Source organism: Bifidobacterium platyrrhinorum (assembly GCF_010667645.1).
Taxonomy (GTDB): Bacteria; Actinomycetota; Actinomycetes; order Actinomycetales; family Bifidobacteriaceae; genus Bifidobacterium; species Bifidobacterium platyrrhinorum.
On sequence record NZ_WHZV01000014.1, the window covers coordinates 3,864 to 22,800 of the forward strand.

Consider the following 18,937-nt stretch of genomic DNA (forward strand, 5'->3'; position numbering starts at 1 on the left):
GGGGATTCGAACCCCTGACCCTCTCCATGCCATGGAGATGCGCTACCAGCTGCGCCATAGCCCCGTATTCATTTATCGGAAAACGCCATCATCGAAATCCATCCGAATCATCGCGTTTCGTGGAGCTAAGGGGATTCGAACCCCTGACCCTCTCCATGCCATGGAGATGCGCTACCAGCTGCGCCATAGCCCCGTATTCATTTATCGGTCCGCTCAAGCGAACCTCGTATACATTACGACGGGGAACGCGATTCGGCAAATAACGCGTGTCGCCCGCGTGTCGCACCGGTGACGCCCGGTCGCCGCGTCTCCCGACGGCCTTTCGGCCGCACCCATGAGGTGGTCGGGAGACGCGGGACGGATTATCGACGGCGGGATCGCGACGTCAGCGTTCCCGTTCCCATTCGGGCGTGTCCGCGATGGCGGGACCGTGGTTGTATTCGGCGAGACGCCAACGGAACGTGCCATCGGGCATGTCCATCAGCGTGAGCCGCACCCAATGCGCGTTGCGCATCGACACGACCGTCGCGAACGTGGGATCGACCTTGTCCAGCCCGAGCAGGGTCTGCAGGGTCTGCGCGATCCACGCGCCGTGGGAGAACACGAACAGATCCGTGTCCTCCCCCGCCCGCGTGGCCCAGTCGTTCAGCGCCTCGACGCCGCGACGCCCCACATGGCTCTTGGGTTCGGCACCGTATTTGAGTTCGCCGCCGCCGTGCATGCGCCACGAGGCGAAGTCCTCCGGGTATCGTTCGGCGAGTTCGGCGACGGCGTGGCCGTCCCATTCGCCGAAGCTGCGTTCGCGGACGCGCGCGTCGTCATGCACCTCGGCGCCAGCATCGGCCCCGCCGAGCACGTCGGCGAACGCCTGCGCGGTGGCGTGCGCGCGGCTCAGATCCGAGGAGACGATGAGGCGTCCGGAGGACTCCGGGCGCCGGTCGACGTACAGCGACTTCAACGCGGCCGCGGTCTGGCGCACCTGCCATTCGCCCACCGCGTCGAGCGGGATGTCGACCTGCCCCTGCAGCTTGTGCGCCGCGTTGTATGAGGTGCGTCCGTGACGCACCAGGAAAATGTTCCCGACGTGGCGCACCATCATGCGGCGCTTTCCGGATGCGCAAGCTCCAGGTCGATCTGCGGGCAGTCGCGCCACAGACGTTCCAGACCATAGAACTCGCGGGACTCCTGGTGCATGACGTGGATCACGTAGTCGCCGTAGTCGAGCAGCACCCACTGGCCCTCGGTCAGGCCCTCGCGTTCGCGGGGCTTACGGCCGCCGCATTTGAGGTACAGGTCCTTCTCGATCTCTTCGGCGACGCCGAGCACCTGACGCTCGTTGGACGCTCCGGCGATCATCATGATGTCGGTGATGCCGAGCGGCCCGGTCACGTCGTAGGCGACGATGTCGGTCGCCTTGACGCGGTCGGCCGCCTCGGCGGCGATGCGGATGTCGTCGATGGATGACTGCAGTGCGGTCATGGATCTCCTCGTGTCTGTCGTGTTGTCGGAGGTGGTCGGTGCGGTCCGGACGGCCCGCCCCTGCCGCCGGTCAGCGCTCCCAGGCGGGCTTCCAGCCCTCGACGTTGTGCTGCGTGTTCTCGGAATAGACCATCGTGTCGTCGGGGACGGCATGGCGCACGACGGAGCCGGCGCCGGTGGTCACGTTGTCGCCCACTTCGACAGGGGCGACGAACAGGTTGCCCGCGCCGACATGGCAGCCGGCGCCGATCGTCGTGCGGTTCTTGTGCACGCCGTCGTAGTTGGCGGTGATGGTGCCGCCGCCGATGTTGGTGTGGTCGCCGAGCGTGGCGTCGCCCACGTAACTCAGGTGCGGCACCTTGGTGCCGTTGCCGATGTGGGCCTTCTTCATCTCGACGAAGGCGCCGGCCTTCGCCTCCTCGCCGAAATCGTTGCCCTGACGCAGGTAGGTCCACGGTCCGATGTTCGTGGCGCGGCCGATGTGGGATTCCTGGACGCGCGAGCGTTCGACGACGGCGTCCGCGTCGACGACGGCGTCGATGAGCGTCGTGTACGGGCCGACGACGGCGTTCTCGCCGATCACGGTGCGTCCCTGCAGGAACGTGCCGGGCAGGATGGTGGCGTCGCGGCCGATTTCGACGTCGTCTTCGATCCACGTGGTCTCCGGGTCGAGGATGGTCACGCCGGAACGCATCCATTCCTCGCAGACGCGGCGGTTGTGCGCCTTGGCGAGCGCGGCCAGCTGCACGCGGTCGTTCACGCCCTCGACGCTCAGGGGGTCGGGCGCGGTGAAGGCGCCGACCTTGCCATTGGCGCGGGCGGTCTCGAGCGCGTCGGTGAGGTAGAACTCGCCCTGCGCGTTGTTGGACTTGAGGTCGGCGATGGCGCGTGCGAGCAGCTCGGCGTCGAACACGTACACGGAGGTGTTCACCTCCTGCACGGCGAGTTCGCTGCGGTTGGCGTCCTTCTGCTCGACGATGCGCAGCACGTTGCCCTCGCGGTCGCGGATGATGCGGCCGTAGCCGGTCGGGTCGTCGAGCACGGTGGTCAGCACGGTGGCTCCATTGCCGGATTCGTTGTGGAACGCGACGAGACGGCCCAGCGTGTCGGCGTCGAGCAGCGGCATGTCGGAGGCGGCGATGAGCACGGGACCGGTGACCGGGCCTTCGGCGGCGAGCTGCGCCATCGCGCACTGCACGGCGCGTCCGGTGCCGGGGATGTCGTCCTGGTTGACGATGGTGACCGCCTCGTCGTAGGAGCGGGCCGCGGCGGCGACGCGTTCGGCCTGGAAGTGCACGACAACGGCGAGCGTGGACGGGTCGAGCGCCCTGACGGAGTCCATCACGCGGTTGAGGAAGGTCCTGCCGGCGAAGGTGTGGAGCACCTTCGGCTTGTTGGATCGCATGCGGGTGCCTTCTCCCGCGGCGAGGATGATTGCGGCGGTCACTGCCGAGGATGCCATAAGCGTGTCGTTCCCTTCACTTGGCGTGTCATCTGTTTCCAGCACCTAACGATAGACGGCCGCCCGGATGAGCCGGACGGCCGTCTGTTGCGGTGTAGGCGTTCCCCCACCTGGATTCGAACCAAGACAAAGGGTTCCAAAGGCCCGTGTGCTGCCATTACACCATGGGGGACCGGCGGGCGTATGTCCGCCAAGTGTTCATTTATACCATAAGGTCACGCGAAGAGGAAACCCTGGCCGTGGTGTTCGGGGTACGTGTCGAACAGTTCGGCCACGGAACCGTCCTCGAACACGGCGCGGATGGCGCCGGCCAGCAGCGGGGCGATGGACAGCACGGTCAGGCCGTCCCAGCGCTTCTCCTCGGGGATCGGCACGGTGTCGGTGAGGACGACCTCGCGCGCGCCGCTTTCCTTGAGGCGTTCGACGGCGGGGCCGGACAGCACGCCGTGGGTGGCGACGACGGTGACGGACTTGGCGCCCGCGTCGCGCAGCACCTTGCACGCGCCGGCGATGGTGCCGGCGGTGTCGATGAGATCGTCGACGAGCACGCAGTCCTTGCCCTTGACGTCGCCGACGACGCGGTTGGCGACGGCCTGGTTCGGGCGGGTGATGTCGCGCGTCTTGTGCACGAAGGCGAGCGGGCCGCCGCCGAGGCGCTGGGCCCACTGTTCGGCGACGCGGATGCGGCCGGCGTCCGGGGAGACGACGGCGACGTTGTCGAGATGGCCCTGGAAACGGTCGCGGATGTAGTCCACGAGCACGGGCATGGCGATGAGGTGGTCGACGGGGCCGTCGAAGAAGCCCTGCGACTGGGCCGCGTGCAGGTCGACCGACATGATGCGGTCGGCGCCGGCGGTCCTGAGCAGGTCGAAGACGAGGCGGCAGGAGATGGGCTCGCGGCCGCGGTGCTTCTTGTCCTGACGGGAGTAGCCGAGCAGCGGGCACACGGCGGTGATGGAACGCGCGGAGGCGCGCTTCAGGGCGTCGATCATGATGAGCTGTTCCATGATCGCCTTGTTGATCGGCTTGTAGTGGCTCTGCAGCACGAACACGTCGGCGCCGCGGACCGATTCGGTGTAGCGCACGTACATCTCGCCGTTCGCGAAGTCGTATGCGGTGGTTTCCAGCACGTCGATGCCGAACTGGTCGGCGACGTCCTGGGCGAGTTTCGGATGAATCCTTCCCGTGACGAGAATGAGGTTCTTGTCGGGCTTCCCTTCGAGGATTGCGCTCACCGTATCTCCCAAACGTTGTTTGCAGTTATCAATGGACGACCTTCAGTGTAATGGCTCGCGGCGACCTCAACGGAGCGCCGTCGCGTCACCGTGCGTTCACCTTCCGGCCGCCGCGCGGCCGGGAACCGGGGACGGGGTCAGTGGCCGGCGTCGATCCACGCCTGGATGGCCTGTTTGACGGCCTGCGCGTAATAATCGCCCCCGTCTGGGTGGATGCCGTCGGCGGCGAGGTGGGACGCGTTGGCGGCGGCCGCGGAGTCCCAGTCGGCGACGATCACGTTGTCGGGGTGGGAGGCGGCGAACTGCGCGAGCAACTGGTTGTTCTGCGGGATCCATGTGCGGTCGCCGTGCGCGTTGACGAGCACGAGCACGCGGTCGGGGCCCACCATGGCGAGGTACTGGTCGAGCTGTTCAGGCGGGATGGGGCCGTTGGTGGCGAGACCGAGCACGACCCACTGCCGCAGTCCCGCGCCCTTGCCGGAGACGATGCCGAAGCCGGCGAAGCTGGAGCGCGACACCGCCGCGTCGAGATCGACGCCGGGGAACACCTCCTGCATGCCTTTGGCGCTGGCGAGCATGACCGAATCGCCGACGGCGGTGATCTGGTCGCCGGTGGGCATGGTGTGCGGGGGTTTGCGCGGCGTGGGCACCTGCTTGCGGCCGAGCGCCTGTTCGGCGGCGAGGCGCGCGGCCTGGCGTTCGAGCGCGACCTCGACGGAGGTCTTCGCGGGCGCGTCGCGCACGGCGACCACGCCGCCGCCGATGATGAGCAGCAGCACGATGCAGGAGGCGACGGCGCGCACGACGTCGCGCCAGGTGGATCCGGGGCCGGGCACGATGATCGAGCTGATGCCGCCGCGGGCGGCGGGCCGTTCGATGAGGATCCAGGACATGGCGGTGGCGACGATCGTGATGACGAGCGTGACGGGCAGCACCCACAGGCGCACGCCCTTGCCGGGCACGAGGCGCGGCAGCGTGGCGGCGACGATGAGCCAGACCGGCCAATGCCACAGGTAGAGTCCGTACGAATAGCGTCCGAGCAACGCGAGCGGGCGGAACACGAACTGGGATTGCATCCACGAGTCGGTCTGCACGGTGCCGGCGATGAGCAGCACGGACAGCACGCTGGCGAGCGGGATGCCCCACCGGAACGCGTCGGCGCCCTGCTCGCCGCGGATGGCCATGTCGATGAGCGCGATGGCGGCGACGAAGGCGACGAGCGGCGCGAGGACGCGGCGGGCGCGCACGATCCATGGCAGGTGGTCGCCGACGGCGACGCGGCGGTTGACGACGATCCATGCGAGCGCGACGCCGAGCATGAATCCGGCGGCGTGCGTGTCGGTGCCGAAGTAGACGCGCGTGGGGTCGGCGCCGGGCGTGTACATGAGGTTCATCGACGCGGCGCTGCCCACGGCGATGGCGAGCGGCACGAGCAGGGCGCAACGCGTGCGGCGGATGCGGTGCATGAACCATGCGACGAGCGGGATGACGAGGTAGAGCTGCATGAGCACGGAGACGAACCACAGGTGCCGCAGCAGCTGCGGGTTCATCTGGCCGAAGTAGCTGTTGCCGCTGGCGATCGCGTACCAGTTGTAGCAGCCGAGCGCCACGGTGACGACCTGGTCGCGGATGTGGACGAGCAGGTCCCTGTCGAGGCACCATGCGGCGAAGCCGACGGCGGGGATCATGAGCACGAGCGCCGGGTAGAGGCGGGTGAAACGCCTGGGCCAGTACCGTTCGAGGCCGATGCCCCTTCCCTCCTTGAGGCGGGAGAACATGCCGATCGCGGCGAGGAACCCGGAGACGGTGAGGAACACGTCCACGCCGTAGAATCCTCCCGGCAACCATGACTGCTCGCAGTGATACAGGATGATGGCGATGAGGGCGAGGCCCTTGATGCCGTCCAATCCGACGAAATGCCGACGTGCCACGATGACTTCTCTACTTCTTCTCTCTATGCTGCATGGTCAATCTTCAGACAGTGACAGACTAGTAGCCCTCCCCCACCGACGCGCCTCGGCCGCGTCGTCGTTCACGCCACATTCAAAAAGGTCCGGAACGCGGAACGTTCCGGACCTTTCGTCATCCACCGATCTCACTCACGGCAGACCGCGGGATGCGTGCGGAAACCGCCGTCCGAAGGCGAAGACGTACGGTGGTACGTCGAGCCTGAGGAAAGGCGGTATACGCTCCATCCCGCGATCACTCCCATTCGATGGTCGCCGGCGGCTTGGAGGTGCAGTCCAGCACCACGCGGTTGATCTGGCGGCATTCGTTGGTGATGCGGGTGGAGATGGCGGCGAGGACGTCGTAGGGGACGCGCGACCAGTCGGCGGTCATGGCGTCCTCGGAGGAGACGGGGCGCAGGACGATGGGCGAACCGTAGGTGCGCTCGTCGCCCTGGACGCCGACGGAGTGGACGTCGGCGAGGAGGACGACGGGGCACTGCCAGATGTCGCGGTCGAGGCCGGCCTTGGTGAGCTCCTCGCGGGCGATGGCGTCGGCCTCGCGCAGGACGTCGAGGCGTTCGCGGGTGATCTCGCCGACGATGCGGATGCCGAGGCCGGGGCCGGGGAACGGCTGGCGCCAGACGATCTCGTCGGGCAGGCCGAGTTCGGTGCCGATGGCGCGGACCTCGTCCTTGAAGAGGGTGCGCAGCGGCTCGATGAGCTGGAACTTGATGTCCTTGGGCAGGCCGCCGACGTTGTGGTGGCTCTTGATGTTGGCCGCGCCGTCGCCGCCGCCGGATTCGACGACGTCCGGGTAGAGGGTGCCCTGCACGAGGAACTTCACCTCCTTGCCGCGGGCGCCGGCCTCCTCGAGGACCTGCAGCTGGGCCTTCTCGAAGGTGCGGATGAACTTCTCGCCGATGATCTTGCGCTTGCGCTCCGGCTCGGAGACGCCCTTGAGGGCGTCGAGGAAGTCGTCGGCCGCGTCGACGGTGATGAGGCGGATGCCGGTGGCCTTGACGAAGTCGTGCTTGACCTGTTCGACCTCGCCCTTCCTGAGCAGGCCGTGGTCGACGAAGACGCAGGTGAGCTGGTCGCCGATGGCCTTGTGCACGAGGGCCGCGGCCACGGCGGAGTCAACGCCGCCGGACAGGCCGCAGATGACCTCGGCGTCGCCGACCTTCTCGCGGATCTTCGCGACCTGGTCCTCAATGATGGAGGAGGCGTCCCAGTCGGAGCCGAGGCCGGCGCAGTCGTGGAGGAAGGTCTCGATGAGCTTCTGGCCGAGCGGTGTGTGCTTGACCTCGGGGTGCCACTGCACGCCGTAGAGCCTGCGGGACTCGTCGGCCATGGCGGCGACGGGCGCGCCCTCGGTGTGGGCGAGGACCTCGAAGCCCTCGGGGGCGGTCTTGACGGCGACGCCGTGGCTCATCCACGTGCTCTGCTCGGACGGGGAACCGGCGAGGATGGCGTCGGCGCGGTCGATCACGGTCTCGGTCTTGCCGTATTCGCCGAGAGCGGCCTTGTCGACGTCGGCGCCGAGGGCGTAGGCCATGGCCTGGAAGCCGTAGCAGATGCCGAGCACGGGCACGCCGGCCTCGAACAGCTTCCTGTCGACGCGCGGGGCGCCGGGCTCGAACACGGAGGCCGGACCGCCGGACAGGATGATCGCCTTCGGATCCTTCGCGAGCATCTCGTCGACGGGCATCGAGTGGGGCACGAGCTCGGAATACACATTGGCCTCCCGCACGCGGCGGGCGATGAGCTGGGCGTACTGGGCGCCGAAGTCGACGACGAGCACAGGACCTGTTGCCATGGAAATTCCCCTAACGTTTATCGGGATGTAACTAAGGTGTCTTCGGATCGATTATCGCGAGCGAGCCAGACAAGGCGAAACAACGTATTTTGTGTGCGGAAAACGAACAGACAACGTCCGCAGCCGTAGTCAACACGCCGGGAGTGAACACGGCGAAACGAACGCGGCTTTTCGTTGGAATATCGCGTTTTTCGGCGCGATTCCAACGTTTTCATCGACTTTGCATGAAAAAACCATGTGCACAATCGCACCGACAATACACACAAAAGCGGCAATTTTCGCAACATTTCCGAACACACACGCAAGAAATCGTTCAAAAGTCGCGTTGTCCTCGTACCATATCGAGTGATTGGGAGCGGAAACCGCATGACCGCAAGGTTTATGAGGCGCCGCGACCGAGTGGAAATAATCAATCGCGCGACGATCGACGATCGGCGCGCAGGAGTACAGGAGTACACATGACGAGTCCTGTTATCGGCACCCCTTGGAAGAAGCTGAACGCTCCGGTTTCCGAGGAAGCCCTCGAAGGCGTTGACAAGTACTGGCGCGTTGCCAACTACCTCTCCATCGGCCAGATCTACCTGCGTAGCAACCCGCTGATGAAGGAGCCCTTCACCCGCGAGGACGTCAAGCACCGTCTGGTCGGCCACTGGGGCACCACCCCGGGCCTGAACTTCCTGATCGGCCACATCAACCGCTTCATCGCCGACCACGGCCAGAACACCGTGATCATCATGGGCCCGGGCCACGGCGGCCCGGCCGGCACCTCGCAGTCCTACCTGGACGGCACCTACACCGAGACCTTCCCGAAGATCACCAAGGACGAGGCCGGTCTTCAGAAGTTCTTCCGCCAGTTCTCCTACCCGGGCGGCATCCCGTCCCACTTCGCTCCGGAGACCCCGGGCTCCATCCACGAGGGTGGCGAGCTGGGCTACGCCCTGTCCCACGCCTACGGCGCCATCATGGACAACCCGAGCCTGTTCGTCCCGGCCATCGTCGGCGACGGCGAGGCCGAGACCGGCCCGCTGGCCACCGGCTGGCAGTCCAACAAGCTCGTGAACCCGCGCACCGACGGCATCGTGCTGCCGATCCTGCACCTCAACGGCTACAAGATCGCCAACCCGACCATCCTGTCCCGCATCTCCGACGAGGAGCTCCACGAGTTCTTCCACGGCATGGGCTACGAGCCGTACGAGTTCGTCGCCGGCTTCGACGATGAGGACCACATGTCCATCCACCGTCGCTTCGCCGAGCTCTTCGAGTCCATCTGGGACGAGATCTGCGACATCAAGTCCGCGGCGAACACCGACAACGTGCACCGTCCGTTCTACCCGATGCTGATCTTCCGCACCCCGAAGGGCTGGACCTGCCCGAAGTACATCGACGGCAAGAAGACCGAGGGCTCCTGGCGTTCCCACCAGGTGCCGCTGGCCTCCGCCCGCGACACCGAGGCCCACTTCGAGGTCCTCAAGAACTGGCTCGAGTCCTACAAGCCGGAGGAGCTGTTCGACGAGAACGGCGCCGTCAAGGACGATGTCCTCGCCTTCATGCCGAAGGGCGAGCTGCGCATCGGCGCCAACCCGAACGCCAACGGTGGTGTCATCCGCGACGACCTGAAGCTCCCGAACATCGAGGACTACGCCGTCAAGGAAGTCGAGAAGTACGGCCACGGCTGGGGCCAGCTCGAGGCCACCCGCCGCCTGGGCGTCTACACCCGCGACATCATCAAGAACAACCCGCACGACTTCCGCATCTTCGGACCGGATGAGACCGCCTCCAACCGTCTGCAGGCCTCCTACGAGGTCACCAACAAGCAGTGGGACGCCGGCTACATCTCCGACGAGGTCGACGAGCACATGCACGTCTCCGGCCAGGTCGTCGAGCAGCTGTCCGAGCACCAGATGGAAGGCTTCCTGGAGGGCTACCTGCTCACCGGCCGTCACGGCATCTGGAGCTCCTACGAGTCCTTCGTGCACGTGATCGACTCCATGCTCAACCAGCACGCCAAGTGGCTCGAGGCCACCGTTCGTGAGATCCCGTGGCGCAAGCCGATCGCGTCCATGAACCTGCTGGTCTCCTCCCACGTCTGGCGCCAGGACCACAACGGCTTCTCGCACCAGGATCCGGGTGTCACCTCCCTGCTGCTGAACAAGTGCTTCCACAACGACCACGTCATCGGCATCTACTTCGCCACTGATGCGAACATGCTGCTGGCCATCGCCGAGAAGTGCTACAAGTCCACCAACAAGATCAACGCCATCATCGCCGGCAAGCAGCCGGCCGCCACCTGGCTGTCCCTCGACGAGGCTCGCGCCGAGCTCGAGAAGGGTGCCGCCGCCTGGGATTGGGCCTCCACCGCGAAGTCCAACGATGAGGCCGAGATCGTGCTTGCCGCCGCCGGCGATGTCCCGACCCAGGAGATCATGGCCGCCTCCGACAAGCTCAAGGCCATGGGCATCAAGTTCAAGGTCGTCAACGTGGTGGACCTGCTCGCCCTGCAGTCCGCCAAGGAGAACGACGAGGCCCTGTCCGACGAGGAGTTCGCCGACATCTTCACCGCCGACAAGCCGGTGCTGTTCGCGTACCACTCCTACGCCCACGACGTGCGCGGCCTGATCTACGATCGTCCGAACCACGACAACTTCAACGTCCACGGCTACGAGGAGGAAGGCTCCACCACCACGCCGTACGACATGGTTCGCGTGAACGAGATCGATCGTTACGAGCTGACCGCCGAGGCCCTGCGCATGATCGACGCCGACAAGTACGCCGATGAGATCAAGAAGCTCGAGGACTTCCGTCTGGAAGCCTTCCAGTTCGCGGTCGACAACGGCTACGATCACCCGGACTACACCGACTGGGTGTACTCCGGCCTGAACACCTCCGAGAAGGGCGCCATCACCGCCACCGCCGCCACCGCCGGCGACAACGAGTGACACTCCCCCCTCGACTGAGGTGACGTCCCGTTAGGGAATAGGTCCCGGATCTGTATCGCAGGTCCGGGACCTTTCGTATCCGCGGGGTTTTCGGCGAAATTCCCGACGACGTACGCGTGAACGATAACAATCGCCGTTACAATGATGATGGTCCATTCGAAGATGATCATCAAAGGAGACAAGACATCGTGACCGTCACCCGTGTATACATCGCCAGCCCGGAAGGCGCCAACGGACGCAACGTCGTCGCCTACGGCGTGCTCAACGCCCTCACCTCCAAGTACAAGACGATGGTGTTCCGCCCTGCCGTGTCCAACCACGACCATTTCACGCCGGTGCTGCTTTCCGCGTCCAACGCCGGGCTCGGCGTGCCCCTCTCCACCGGCCTCGACATCCACAAGGTCCGCGCCGACAAGGAGACGGCCCGCGGCGACATCGTCGGAGCGTTCAACGACGCGCTGTCCGTCTCCCGCGCGGAGGCGGCGCTGATCGTCGGCACCGACAGGTCCCACGTCAACGATCCGACGACCTACGAGTTCAACGCCAACGTGGCCGCCGACCTGCAGGCGGGCGTGTTCCTGTCCATCTGCACCATCGACCGCTGGCCCGACGAATTGGACGAGACGGTCAAGCTGTCCATCGAGGGCATGGAGGCCGCCGGCAACAAGGTGCTCGGCATCTTCGTGACCGGGTGCGAGCCCCGCCACGCGTTCTCCGTCAAGCAGACCCTCGCCAAGTACGGGCTGCCGGTGTGGACCATCCCGCAGGTGCCGTTCACCGACGAATCGAACAAGACCCTCGCGCTCGAGACCTTCCGCGCGAGCGCACCCACCGAGGAGGTGCTTGCAGCGCTCGACGCGGACGTCGACTTCCCAATCACCCCCTACGCCTTCCAGTACGGCCTGATCGGCAAGGCCAAGACCAACAAGAAGACGATCGTCCTGCCGGAGGGCGAGGAGGACCGCATCATCAAGGCGGCCGACTTCCTGCTCGAGCGCGAGGCCGTGAACCTCATCATCGTCGGAGACAAGGAATCCATCCTCGCCCGCGGCAAGGAGCTCGGGCTCCAGTACCTCGACCGCGCCCGCTTCCAGTCCATGGACGACGAGGAGATCCTCAGGCCCATGGTCGACAAGCTGTGCGAGCTGCGCGCCAAGAAGGGCATGACCGAGGAACAGGCCCGCAAGCAGCTCAAGGACGCCAGCTACTTCGGCACCATGCTCGTCGTGCTCGGCCAGGCCGACGGCCTGGTCTCCGGCTCCGTCAACTCCACCGCCAACACGGTGCGCCCGGCCCTGCAGGTCATCAAGACCAAGCCCGGCCAGAAGCTCGTCTCCGGCGCGTTCCTCATGTGCTTCAAAGACCATGTGGCCGTGTTCGCCGACTGCGCCATCAACCTGAACCCGACCGCCGAGCAGCTCGCCGAGATCGCCATCCAGTCGGCGGCGACCGCCAAGTCGTTCGGCATCGACCCGAAGGTCGGCATGCTCTCCTACTCCACGCTCGGCTCCGGCAAGGGACCGGACGTCGACGTCGTCGAGGAGGCCACGAGGCTCGTCAGGGAGAAGGCCCCGGATCTGCCGGTCGTCGGATCCATCCAGTTCGACGCCGCCTGGTCGCCCACCGTGGCCGCGACGAAGGCCAAGGGCAACGACGTCGCCGGACACGTCAACGTGTTCGTGTTCCCCGACCTGTGCGCCGGCAACATCGGCTACAAGGCCGTGCAGCGCTCCTCCGGCGCCCTCGCCATCGGCCCGGTGCTGCAGGGCCTCAACAAGCCGGTCAACGACCTGAGCCGCGGCGCCCTCGTGCAGGACATCATCAACACCGTCGCCCTCACCGCCGTCACCGCGCAGTGAGCCGGTGAACGCCCCCACGGTCTTCCCGTCATTCGGCGGGGAGACCGTGTCTTGTAGCAAGCAGCGAGTAATCTAAACACTTGGAAAGCCGCGTTTCGCGGTACGACAACCACAATGGAGGATGCCCACAATGGCGAAAACCGTCCTTGTCATCAATTCCGGTTCCAGCTCTATCAAGTACCAGCTGGTCGACCTCGAGACCGGCGAAGGCCTCGCTTCCGGCCTCGTCGAGAAGATCGGCGAGCCGATCGACGGCCACTACAAGCACGAGTACAACGGCGAGAAGCACGAGCTCGAGGAGCCGATCCACGATCATGAGCAGGGCCTGAAGCGCGTCCTCGGCTTCTTCGAGGAGTACGGCCCGAAGCTGTCCGACGCGGGCATCGTCGCCGTCGGCCACCGTGTCGTCCAGGGCGGCTCCCTCTTCCCGAAGCCGGCCCTCGTCACCGACAAGACCATCAACCAGGTCAAGGATCTGGCCGTGCTCGCCCCGCTGCACAACGGCCCGGAGGCCAAGGGCGCCGAGGTCATGCGCTCCCTGCTGCCGGACGTGCCGCAGATCTTCGTCTTCGATTCCTCCTTCTTCTTCCAGCTGCCGAAGGCTGCCAGCACCTACGCGCTGAACAAGGAGATCGCCGACCAGTACCACATCCGCCGCTACGGCGCCCACGGCACCTCCCACGAGTTCATCTCTTCCGTGGTGCCCGAGGTCGTCGGCAAGCCGGCCGAGGGTCTCAAGCAGATCGTCCTGCACATCGGCAACGGCGCCTCCGCCTCCGCCGAGGTGTCCGGCAAGCCGGTCGAGACCTCCATGGGCCTCACCCCGCTCGAGGGCCTCGTCATGGGCGGCCGTACCGGCGACATCGATCCGGCCGTGGTCTTCCACCTCATCCGCAACGCCCACATGAACGTGGATGAGCTGGACGCCCTGTTCAACAAGCGTTCCGGCATGACCGGCATGACCGGCTTCGGCGACCTGCGCGAGGTCCACCGTCTGGTGGCCGAGGGCAACGAGGACGCCAAGCTGGCCCTCGACGTCTACGTGCACCGCATCGTGAGCTACATCGGCAACTACACCTACCAGATGGGCGGCTGCGATGTCATCACCTTCACCGCCGGCGTCGGCGAGAACGACGACATCGTGCGCAAGATGGTGTGCGACAAGCTCGCCCCGTTCGGCGTGAAGCTGGACGAGGAGAAGAACGCGACCCGCTCCAAGGAGCCGCGCATCATCTCCACCCCGGATTCCTCCGTGGTCATCGCCGTGATCCCGACGAACGAGGAGCTGGCCATCGCCCGCAAGTCCGCCGCCATCGCCGAGGCCGGCGAGGACACCTACGGCAACAAGTTCGCCAAGTGAGCCCGGCAAGCCCGATCGGGCCCATCGCCTAGGCGCGCCTGACCGGTCGAAAGGACCGGCATGGCATGGGAAGGCCCCTGACCTCCGTCAAGGAGATCAGGGGCCTTCCCCGTATCCACGTTGCATCCGCGCCGTATCCGTGGATCCTCTACTCCCCCAGCAGGCCGCGCCACATGTTCACGAAATCGGGCAGGGTCTTGCGCGTGGTCTCCACGTCGACGACGTTCACCCCGGGCACCGCCAGGCCGATCATCGCGGCGAACGTGGCCATGCGATGGTCCGCGTACGATTCCATCACCGCGCCATGCAACGATCCGCGCGGCACCGGAGTGATGGAGATGCCGTCCTCCAACTCCTCGGCGTCCCCTCCGATCCGCCTGATCTCGGTGACCAGCGCCTCAAGACGGTTCGTCTCATGGCCGCGCAGGTGCCCGATGCCGATGATGCGGGTGGGAGCGTCCGCGAACACGAGGACGGCCGCCAGCGACGGTGCGATCTCCCCCGCCGCCGTCAGGTCGAAATCGCCGAGACCGTGGATGACGCCGTCCGACGTGACCTGGCAGTAACGCACACCGTCCTCCTCGGGGAAGGTGACGGCCGCGCCCATGCGTTCCAGGTATCCGGGCAGCAACCCGCCCGGCTGCGTGGTCTCGATCGGCCAATGGGGCACGCGCACGGTGCCGCCGGCGATGAGCGCGGCGCCCAGGAACGGCGCCGCGTTCGACAGGTCCGGTTCGACGACCACACGTTCCGGCAGCTGAAGCGGCCGATGGCGGACGGTCCACACGCGCGCGGTCTCATCGGCCGACGCCGCTCCGCCCGCGCCATTCACATCGGCCACGGTCATGCGGATGTGCGGCAGGCTCGGCGTCTTCCCACCGGTGTGCTCGACCGTCAGTCCACCGGGCAGCCGCGATCCGATCAGCAGAAGACCCGAGATGAACTGCGAGGAGCCCGACGAATCGATGGACACCTTCGCCGGGGTCCTCTCCCCCATGCCGTCCTCCGTGTCCTCCACCGACACGTCGGCCCCGACGCCATCGGCGCGGGCGGCGGGAGGTGTGACGGTGAACGGCAGATATCCCTCCCTGCCGTGGTATTCGATGGTGGCGCCCAGCTGTTCGAGACCGTCGAGCACCGGTTTCATCGGACGGGCGTACGCCTGCTCGTCACCGTCGAAACGGACCGCGTCGTCGGCGAACAGCGCCAGTCCCGGCACGAACCGCATGACCGTGCCCGCAAGGCCGCAGTACACGTCCACATTGCCATGGAACCGGCCATCCGACGGCGGCGTGACGGTGACGGTGGTGTCGCATTCCGGATCGACGTCGCAGGCCACGCCGAGCGCCGCAAGGGCTCCCATCATGAGTTCGGTGTCACGCGACCGCAGCAGGCCGACAAGCGTGACCGGCCGTGAGCCGAGCGCCGCGAGGATCAGATAGCGGTTGGACAGGGACTTGCTGCCGGGGATGGTCACGGTGGCATGCAGGGGGCCGTTCGCCTTCGGCGCGGCCCATAGGGTGTCGTTCGTTTCGCTCATGCCACCCATCGTATCGGCTCGCTATGAAACCGATCCGTCATCCGTCATTTGCTGGATTGCTCGTCATACCCCTGCTGGAGCGCGTCGTTGAGTTTCTGCAGGGCCGTGGTCGGGTTGGAGTTCTCGCGCGTCTGGCGCAGCTTGTCCTGGAAGTCGTTGATGGCGCCCGACGAGGCGTCCATGTCCACCAACTGGGAGGACAGGGACTGCAACTGCCGGATCTGGTCCGAGTTCGAGTCGAAATCGGAGGCGTTGCCGATGGCCTTCATCTGGTTGACGACATCGGTCATCTGATCGAGCGTCTGGTTGAGCGTGCCGGCGAAATCGGACACCACCTTGGCCTTGGCCTTGGCCATCGACGCCGTGGAGGTGCGGCAGGACGTGATGTACTGCTCGTACTGGGCGGTGAAGTCGCTGTCGTACATGGTGCCGCTGGGGGTGTCGTTGCAGACCTGGGCCATGCCGGACAGGGACTCGGCCGAATCGGCGAGGTCGGAGGACAGGTCCGCGAACCGGGTCGCCTGGCGCAGATACGCGTCGTACGCCGCGGACACGGTCTCGTCCTTGTTGGCCTTGAGATCGGCGAACGAGGCGGCGGACGCCCGCATCCGCTTCGCCTGGGCCTTCAGCTTCGCGGCCTTCGTCTTGTCGTAGGCGGCGTCCTGCGAGTACAGGAAGCCGAGGGCGTCGTCGATGGCGGAGGAGGTCTTCTCGTATTGCTTCTGCATCGTGACCGTCAGCTTGGTCGCCTCGGAATAGTCGGAGGCGCGCACCGAGCCGAACGGACGGACGATGGCGAGCGTGGCCACCAGCGCGACGACCGCGATCACGGCGACGACGACGCCCAGGACCGCCGGCAGCGGCGGACGGCGGCGGGGCAGTCTGACGGGCGCGACCAGGGACTCGAAATCGGGAACATCCAATGGCGAGGAGGGACGCGCGGAGGATTCCACGGCGGCATCCCCGGAAACGTCGTCATGGTCCGGCGCGCCGTGTCCCTCTTCATCAGGGGTCCGCGCGCCGGATGCGGCGTCATGTGCATCCACGTCGGCGGGAACGGGGTCTTCGTCCGCCGACGAGGCGTCGATATTGCCGGAGGCGCTCGAGATCCCCGAAAGGTCCATGACGGGCAGGATATCGGTGCGTTCGCCGGGATCGTCGTCATGAACGCCCATATCGGGAACGGGCCGCGATACGGCTCCGCCGGAGGTCCGTTCGTCGTCGAAGGAACCTTCGCCCTGAATATCGGCCATGCCATCTCCCTTTATCCGGCGGGTGGCGGGCGACGTCACGAACGGGGACGCTTCGCCCGATGAATGCGAAAGCCAGTGTACTTGGCGCAGAAGACGGCGACATTACCGGTGCCGCGCGCACGCGGACGGGTGGCTCCTCACCGGTCCGAGGCGATGCGCGACTCGGGCATCCGCTCGCGCTGCTCACGCTGTTCGGCCGTCTGCGCGTGCACGAGCTCCATCGAGACGCGGTCGGCCTCGATGGCGGCGATCTGCCGTGAGAACACGATGAACCAGCCGAGGAACAGCATGCCGGCGAGCGCCTCCACATTGGTCAGGGTGTTGTGCCCGAGCATCATGTTGCCCCAGAACGCGGCGCACAGGAGCGCGGCGAGATCGGATCCGGCCATGACGACCCTGCTCACGCGCGGGGCGAGCCACGGCAGCATGAGGAACAGCACGAGCATGACGAACGGCAGTCCCTTCGCGCAGATGTTGTGCATGAGGTTGTGCGGCGTGTAGCGGAACGCGCCGATGCCGATGAACGCGAGGCCGGCGACGGTGAGCAGCGCGGACAGCACGGCCATGCGCATGGTGAAGTGCGGGATGTCGTAGCCGCGGTTCGGATCGTCGCGCGTGCGGTCGTGCCACAGGCGCATGAGCCGCTCGGTGGTGACGAGCTCGGACACGGCGAAGTAGCTGACGATGATGACACACACTCCGGCGAGCATGAGCGTCGAGTTGAACATGGTGGCGGCGAACGTGGTGCGGTCGCCGAGCTGGGAGAAGTTGTTATGGTACCAATACGGGTCGTCGGTGGTCAGCCCCGCGACGCATACGCCGGAGACCACGAAGAACGGCAGGAGCGAGGCGAGCGTCTTCGCGCTCATCATCTCCGCCTGCACGAACGTCATGTAGCCGACGACGCCGGCGAACGCGGCGCACACGGACGACATGTAGCCGACGAACAGCGTGCCCATCATCTCGTTGATGGCGCCGAGCAGGGCGAACGTGGACAGGAACGTGGTGGCCGCGTACACGACCGACAGGGCGAGCGTCTCGAACGTGCGGCGCAGCGGCACCAGCCAACCGGACTTGAGCGTCATCGAACGCGACTGGCTCATGTAGCCGGCGCAGAAGGAGACGACGGCGCATGCGGCGACGATGCCGGAGCATACCGTGAAGCGGCGTTGCGTGACCTGCCAGATGGCGGGCGCGTACTCGAGGTACAGGTTCATGCCGACGGCGCCGACGAAGGCGCATAGGATGAAGGAGATGAGACCGCCCGTCTCGGCCCGCTGGTGACGGCCCATGCTTCCCCTCCCCTGTCGCCGGTTGTCGCATTGAGTCCACCTGTATTGTACAATGGCTGATTGTGCTCATCCGCGATGGATGGCGCCGGGCTATAGCGCAGCTTGGTAGCGCGCCTGCTTTGGGAGCAGGATGTCGCCGGTTCGAATCCGGCTAGCCCGACCCGAAAGCCCTGCCCACCCATCAGCGTGCAGGGCTTTTTCTTTCCGGCTCTCCGTATTCGGCCTATAGGAACTTTTGTGGTGCTTTAGGTTTGTCTTATCTCCGTTCTGAGTGACGGCCACGTCCTGTCCTTGCATGGCGTTTGTCCCTGTGATGGGCACTGTGGCGGGCGGGGTGTTTGCCTATCTCAAGGAGTCGGAGGACAAACAGCAGCGGTTCCGTAATAGCGGCGACGAGTGGCAGCCGGTGTCCGTCGGTGATGCCGTTGCCGAATGCCCCGGCAAGATTGGATGGGATCTGGACGAGCTGCAATAGCGTTTCGATAATTTGCGTCATGCCGGCGTCTATGCGTCCAGTGCGCATGACGCCGGTTCAGAGATGCGTGGAAGCCGCGATGGTCAGTAGTCGAATCGCCGCTCGGCATGGGTGTGGAACTCGTCCCAGCTGACCCCGGTGCCGTATTTTGGTGCGTCGGTGTCGTCGCCGGTGTTCTCTTCGACCGGCGATGGTCGTACCGGTTTCCAGTGTTCGGGCCTGATCAGCGATGCGGGGTCCGGGGATCCGCTTTTCATGTAGCACACCCATTCGCAGGCGCG

Annotated in this window: 13 protein-coding genes, 3 tRNA genes and 1 pseudogene; 5 read left to right on the forward strand and 12 right to left on the reverse strand. The window is 65.9% G+C overall.

Features of this window, described 5'->3' with window-relative positions; all coding sequences use genetic code 11:
* Window positions 1-120: 120 nt before the first annotated feature.
* From GFD21_RS10775 to guaA, 8 genes are all read right to left on the reverse strand, one after another.
* Window positions 121-193: transfer RNA gene (locus GFD21_RS10775), tRNA-Ala, on the reverse strand.
* 192 nt (window positions 194-385) lie between these two features.
* Window positions 386-1,096 carry a histidine phosphatase family protein gene (locus tag GFD21_RS10780; protein ID WP_163197989.1) on the reverse strand — a complete coding sequence of 237 codons (711 nt, stop codon included), beginning with the start codon at window positions 1,094-1,096 and terminating at the stop codon, window positions 386-388.
* Window positions 1,096-1,479: a ribosome silencing factor gene (gene rsfS, locus GFD21_RS10785; protein ID WP_163197978.1), complete on the reverse strand. Its 384-nt coding sequence runs from the start codon at window positions 1,477-1,479 to the stop codon at window positions 1,096-1,098. The genes GFD21_RS10780 and rsfS overlap by 1 nt, the downstream gene beginning before the upstream one ends.
* 70 nt (window positions 1,480-1,549) lie before the next feature.
* Window positions 1,550-2,941, reverse strand: coding sequence for a bifunctional UDP-N-acetylglucosamine diphosphorylase/glucosamine-1-phosphate N-acetyltransferase GlmU (gene glmU / locus GFD21_RS10790; RefSeq protein WP_163197979.1), 1,392 nt, complete (start codon window positions 2,939-2,941; stop codon window positions 1,550-1,552).
* A gap of 101 nt (window positions 2,942-3,042) precedes the next feature.
* Window positions 3,043-3,113: transfer RNA gene (locus GFD21_RS10795), tRNA-Gln, on the reverse strand.
* Between the two features lie 43 nt (window positions 3,114-3,156).
* Window positions 3,157-4,176, reverse strand: a complete 1,020-nt coding sequence (locus GFD21_RS10800; RefSeq protein WP_163197980.1) for a ribose-phosphate diphosphokinase — start codon at window positions 4,174-4,176, stop codon at window positions 3,157-3,159.
* Window positions 4,177-4,313: 137 nt separating this feature from the next.
* Complete coding sequence (locus tag GFD21_RS10805; RefSeq protein ID WP_318643765.1) at window positions 4,314-6,107, reverse strand: acyltransferase family protein; 1,794 nt, start codon at window positions 6,105-6,107, stop codon at window positions 4,314-4,316.
* Window positions 6,108-6,378: 271 nt separating this feature from the next.
* On the reverse strand, window positions 6,379-7,941 hold the full coding sequence (gene guaA / locus GFD21_RS10810) for a glutamine-hydrolyzing GMP synthase (RefSeq protein ID WP_163197981.1): 1,563 nt from the start codon (window positions 7,939-7,941) through the stop codon (window positions 6,379-6,381).
* Window positions 7,942-8,399: 458 nt separating this feature from the next.
* Between guaA and GFD21_RS10815 the strand changes: the two genes are divergently transcribed.
* The 3 genes from GFD21_RS10815 (at window position 8,400) to GFD21_RS10825 (ending at window position 14,096) form a co-directional block, all read left to right on the forward strand.
* Window positions 8,400-10,877 carry a phosphoketolase gene (locus GFD21_RS10815; protein WP_101621508.1) on the forward strand — a complete coding sequence of 826 codons (2,478 nt, stop codon included), beginning with the start codon at window positions 8,400-8,402 and terminating at the stop codon, window positions 10,875-10,877.
* A 188-nt stretch (window positions 10,878-11,065) separates the two neighbouring features.
* Window positions 11,066-12,736, forward strand: coding sequence for a phosphate acetyltransferase (pta, locus tag GFD21_RS10820; RefSeq protein ID WP_163197982.1), 1,671 nt, complete (start codon window positions 11,066-11,068; stop codon window positions 12,734-12,736).
* A 130-nt stretch (window positions 12,737-12,866) separates the two neighbouring features.
* Window positions 12,867-14,096 carry an acetate/propionate family kinase gene (locus GFD21_RS10825; RefSeq protein ID WP_163197983.1) on the forward strand — a complete coding sequence of 410 codons (1,230 nt, stop codon included), beginning with the start codon at window positions 12,867-12,869 and terminating at the stop codon, window positions 14,094-14,096.
* Window positions 14,097-14,244: 148 nt separating this feature from the next.
* Here the strand turns inward: GFD21_RS10825 and GFD21_RS10830 are convergent, their stop codons facing one another.
* The 3 genes from GFD21_RS10830 to GFD21_RS10840 form a co-directional block, all read right to left on the reverse strand.
* Complete coding sequence (locus tag GFD21_RS10830) at window positions 14,245-15,645, reverse strand: 3-phosphoshikimate 1-carboxyvinyltransferase (protein ID WP_163197984.1); 1,401 nt, start codon at window positions 15,643-15,645, stop codon at window positions 14,245-14,247.
* A 35-nt stretch (window positions 15,646-15,680) separates the two neighbouring features.
* Complete coding sequence (locus GFD21_RS10835) at window positions 15,681-16,889, reverse strand: hypothetical protein (RefSeq protein ID WP_163197985.1); 1,209 nt, start codon at window positions 16,887-16,889, stop codon at window positions 15,681-15,683.
* Window positions 16,890-17,026: 137 nt separating this feature from the next.
* Complete coding sequence (locus tag GFD21_RS10840; protein ID WP_163197986.1) at window positions 17,027-18,181, reverse strand: ABC transporter permease; 1,155 nt, start codon at window positions 18,179-18,181, stop codon at window positions 17,027-17,029.
* A gap of 86 nt (window positions 18,182-18,267) precedes the next feature.
* Here GFD21_RS10840 and GFD21_RS10845 point away from each other — a divergent pair.
* Together GFD21_RS10845 and GFD21_RS10850 are read left to right on the forward strand one after the other, a co-directional pair.
* Window positions 18,268-18,341, forward strand: a tRNA-Pro gene (locus GFD21_RS10845).
* A gap of 153 nt (window positions 18,342-18,494) precedes the next feature.
* Window positions 18,495-18,656, forward strand: coding sequence for a hypothetical protein (locus GFD21_RS10850; RefSeq protein WP_163197987.1), 162 nt, complete (start codon window positions 18,495-18,497; stop codon window positions 18,654-18,656).
* Between the two features lie 83 nt (window positions 18,657-18,739).
* Here the strand turns inward: GFD21_RS10850 and GFD21_RS10855 are convergent.
* Window positions 18,740-18,937, reverse strand: a pseudogene (locus tag GFD21_RS10855) (IS256-like element ISBibr1 family transposase); the annotation flags it as partial.

What these genes read in the sequence shown, in the direction of transcription:
- GFD21_RS10780 (WP_163197989.1), bottom strand. Translation starts at nt 1,096, where the DNA reads ATGGTGCGCCACGTCGGGAACATTTTCCTGGTGCGTCACGGACGCACC.
- rsfS (WP_163197978.1), bottom strand. Translation starts at nt 1,479, where the DNA reads ATGACCGCACTGCAGTCATCCATCGACGACATCCGCATCGCCGCCGAG.
- glmU (WP_163197979.1), bottom strand. Translation starts at nt 2,941, where the DNA reads ATGGCATCCTCGGCAGTGACCGCCGCAATCATCCTCGCCGCGGGAGAA.
- guaA (WP_163197981.1), bottom strand. Translation starts at nt 7,941, where the DNA reads ATGGCAACAGGTCCTGTGCTCGTCGTCGACTTCGGCGCCCAGTACGCC.
- GFD21_RS10815 (WP_101621508.1), top strand. Translation starts at nt 8,400, where the DNA reads ATGACGAGTCCTGTTATCGGCACCCCTTGGAAGAAGCTGAACGCTCCG.
- GFD21_RS10825 (WP_163197983.1), top strand. Translation starts at nt 12,867, where the DNA reads ATGGCGAAAACCGTCCTTGTCATCAATTCCGGTTCCAGCTCTATCAAG.
- GFD21_RS10830 (WP_163197984.1), bottom strand. Translation starts at nt 15,645, where the DNA reads ATGGGTGGCATGAGCGAAACGAACGACACCCTATGGGCCGCGCCGAAG.
- GFD21_RS10835 (WP_163197985.1), bottom strand. Translation starts at nt 16,889, where the DNA reads ATGGCCGATATTCAGGGCGAAGGTTCCTTCGACGACGAACGGACCTCC.
- GFD21_RS10840 (WP_163197986.1), bottom strand. Translation starts at nt 18,181, where the DNA reads ATGGGCCGTCACCAGCGGGCCGAGACGGGCGGTCTCATCTCCTTCATC.
- GFD21_RS10850 (WP_163197987.1), top strand. Translation starts at nt 18,495, where the DNA reads ATGGGCACTGTGGCGGGCGGGGTGTTTGCCTATCTCAAGGAGTCGGAG.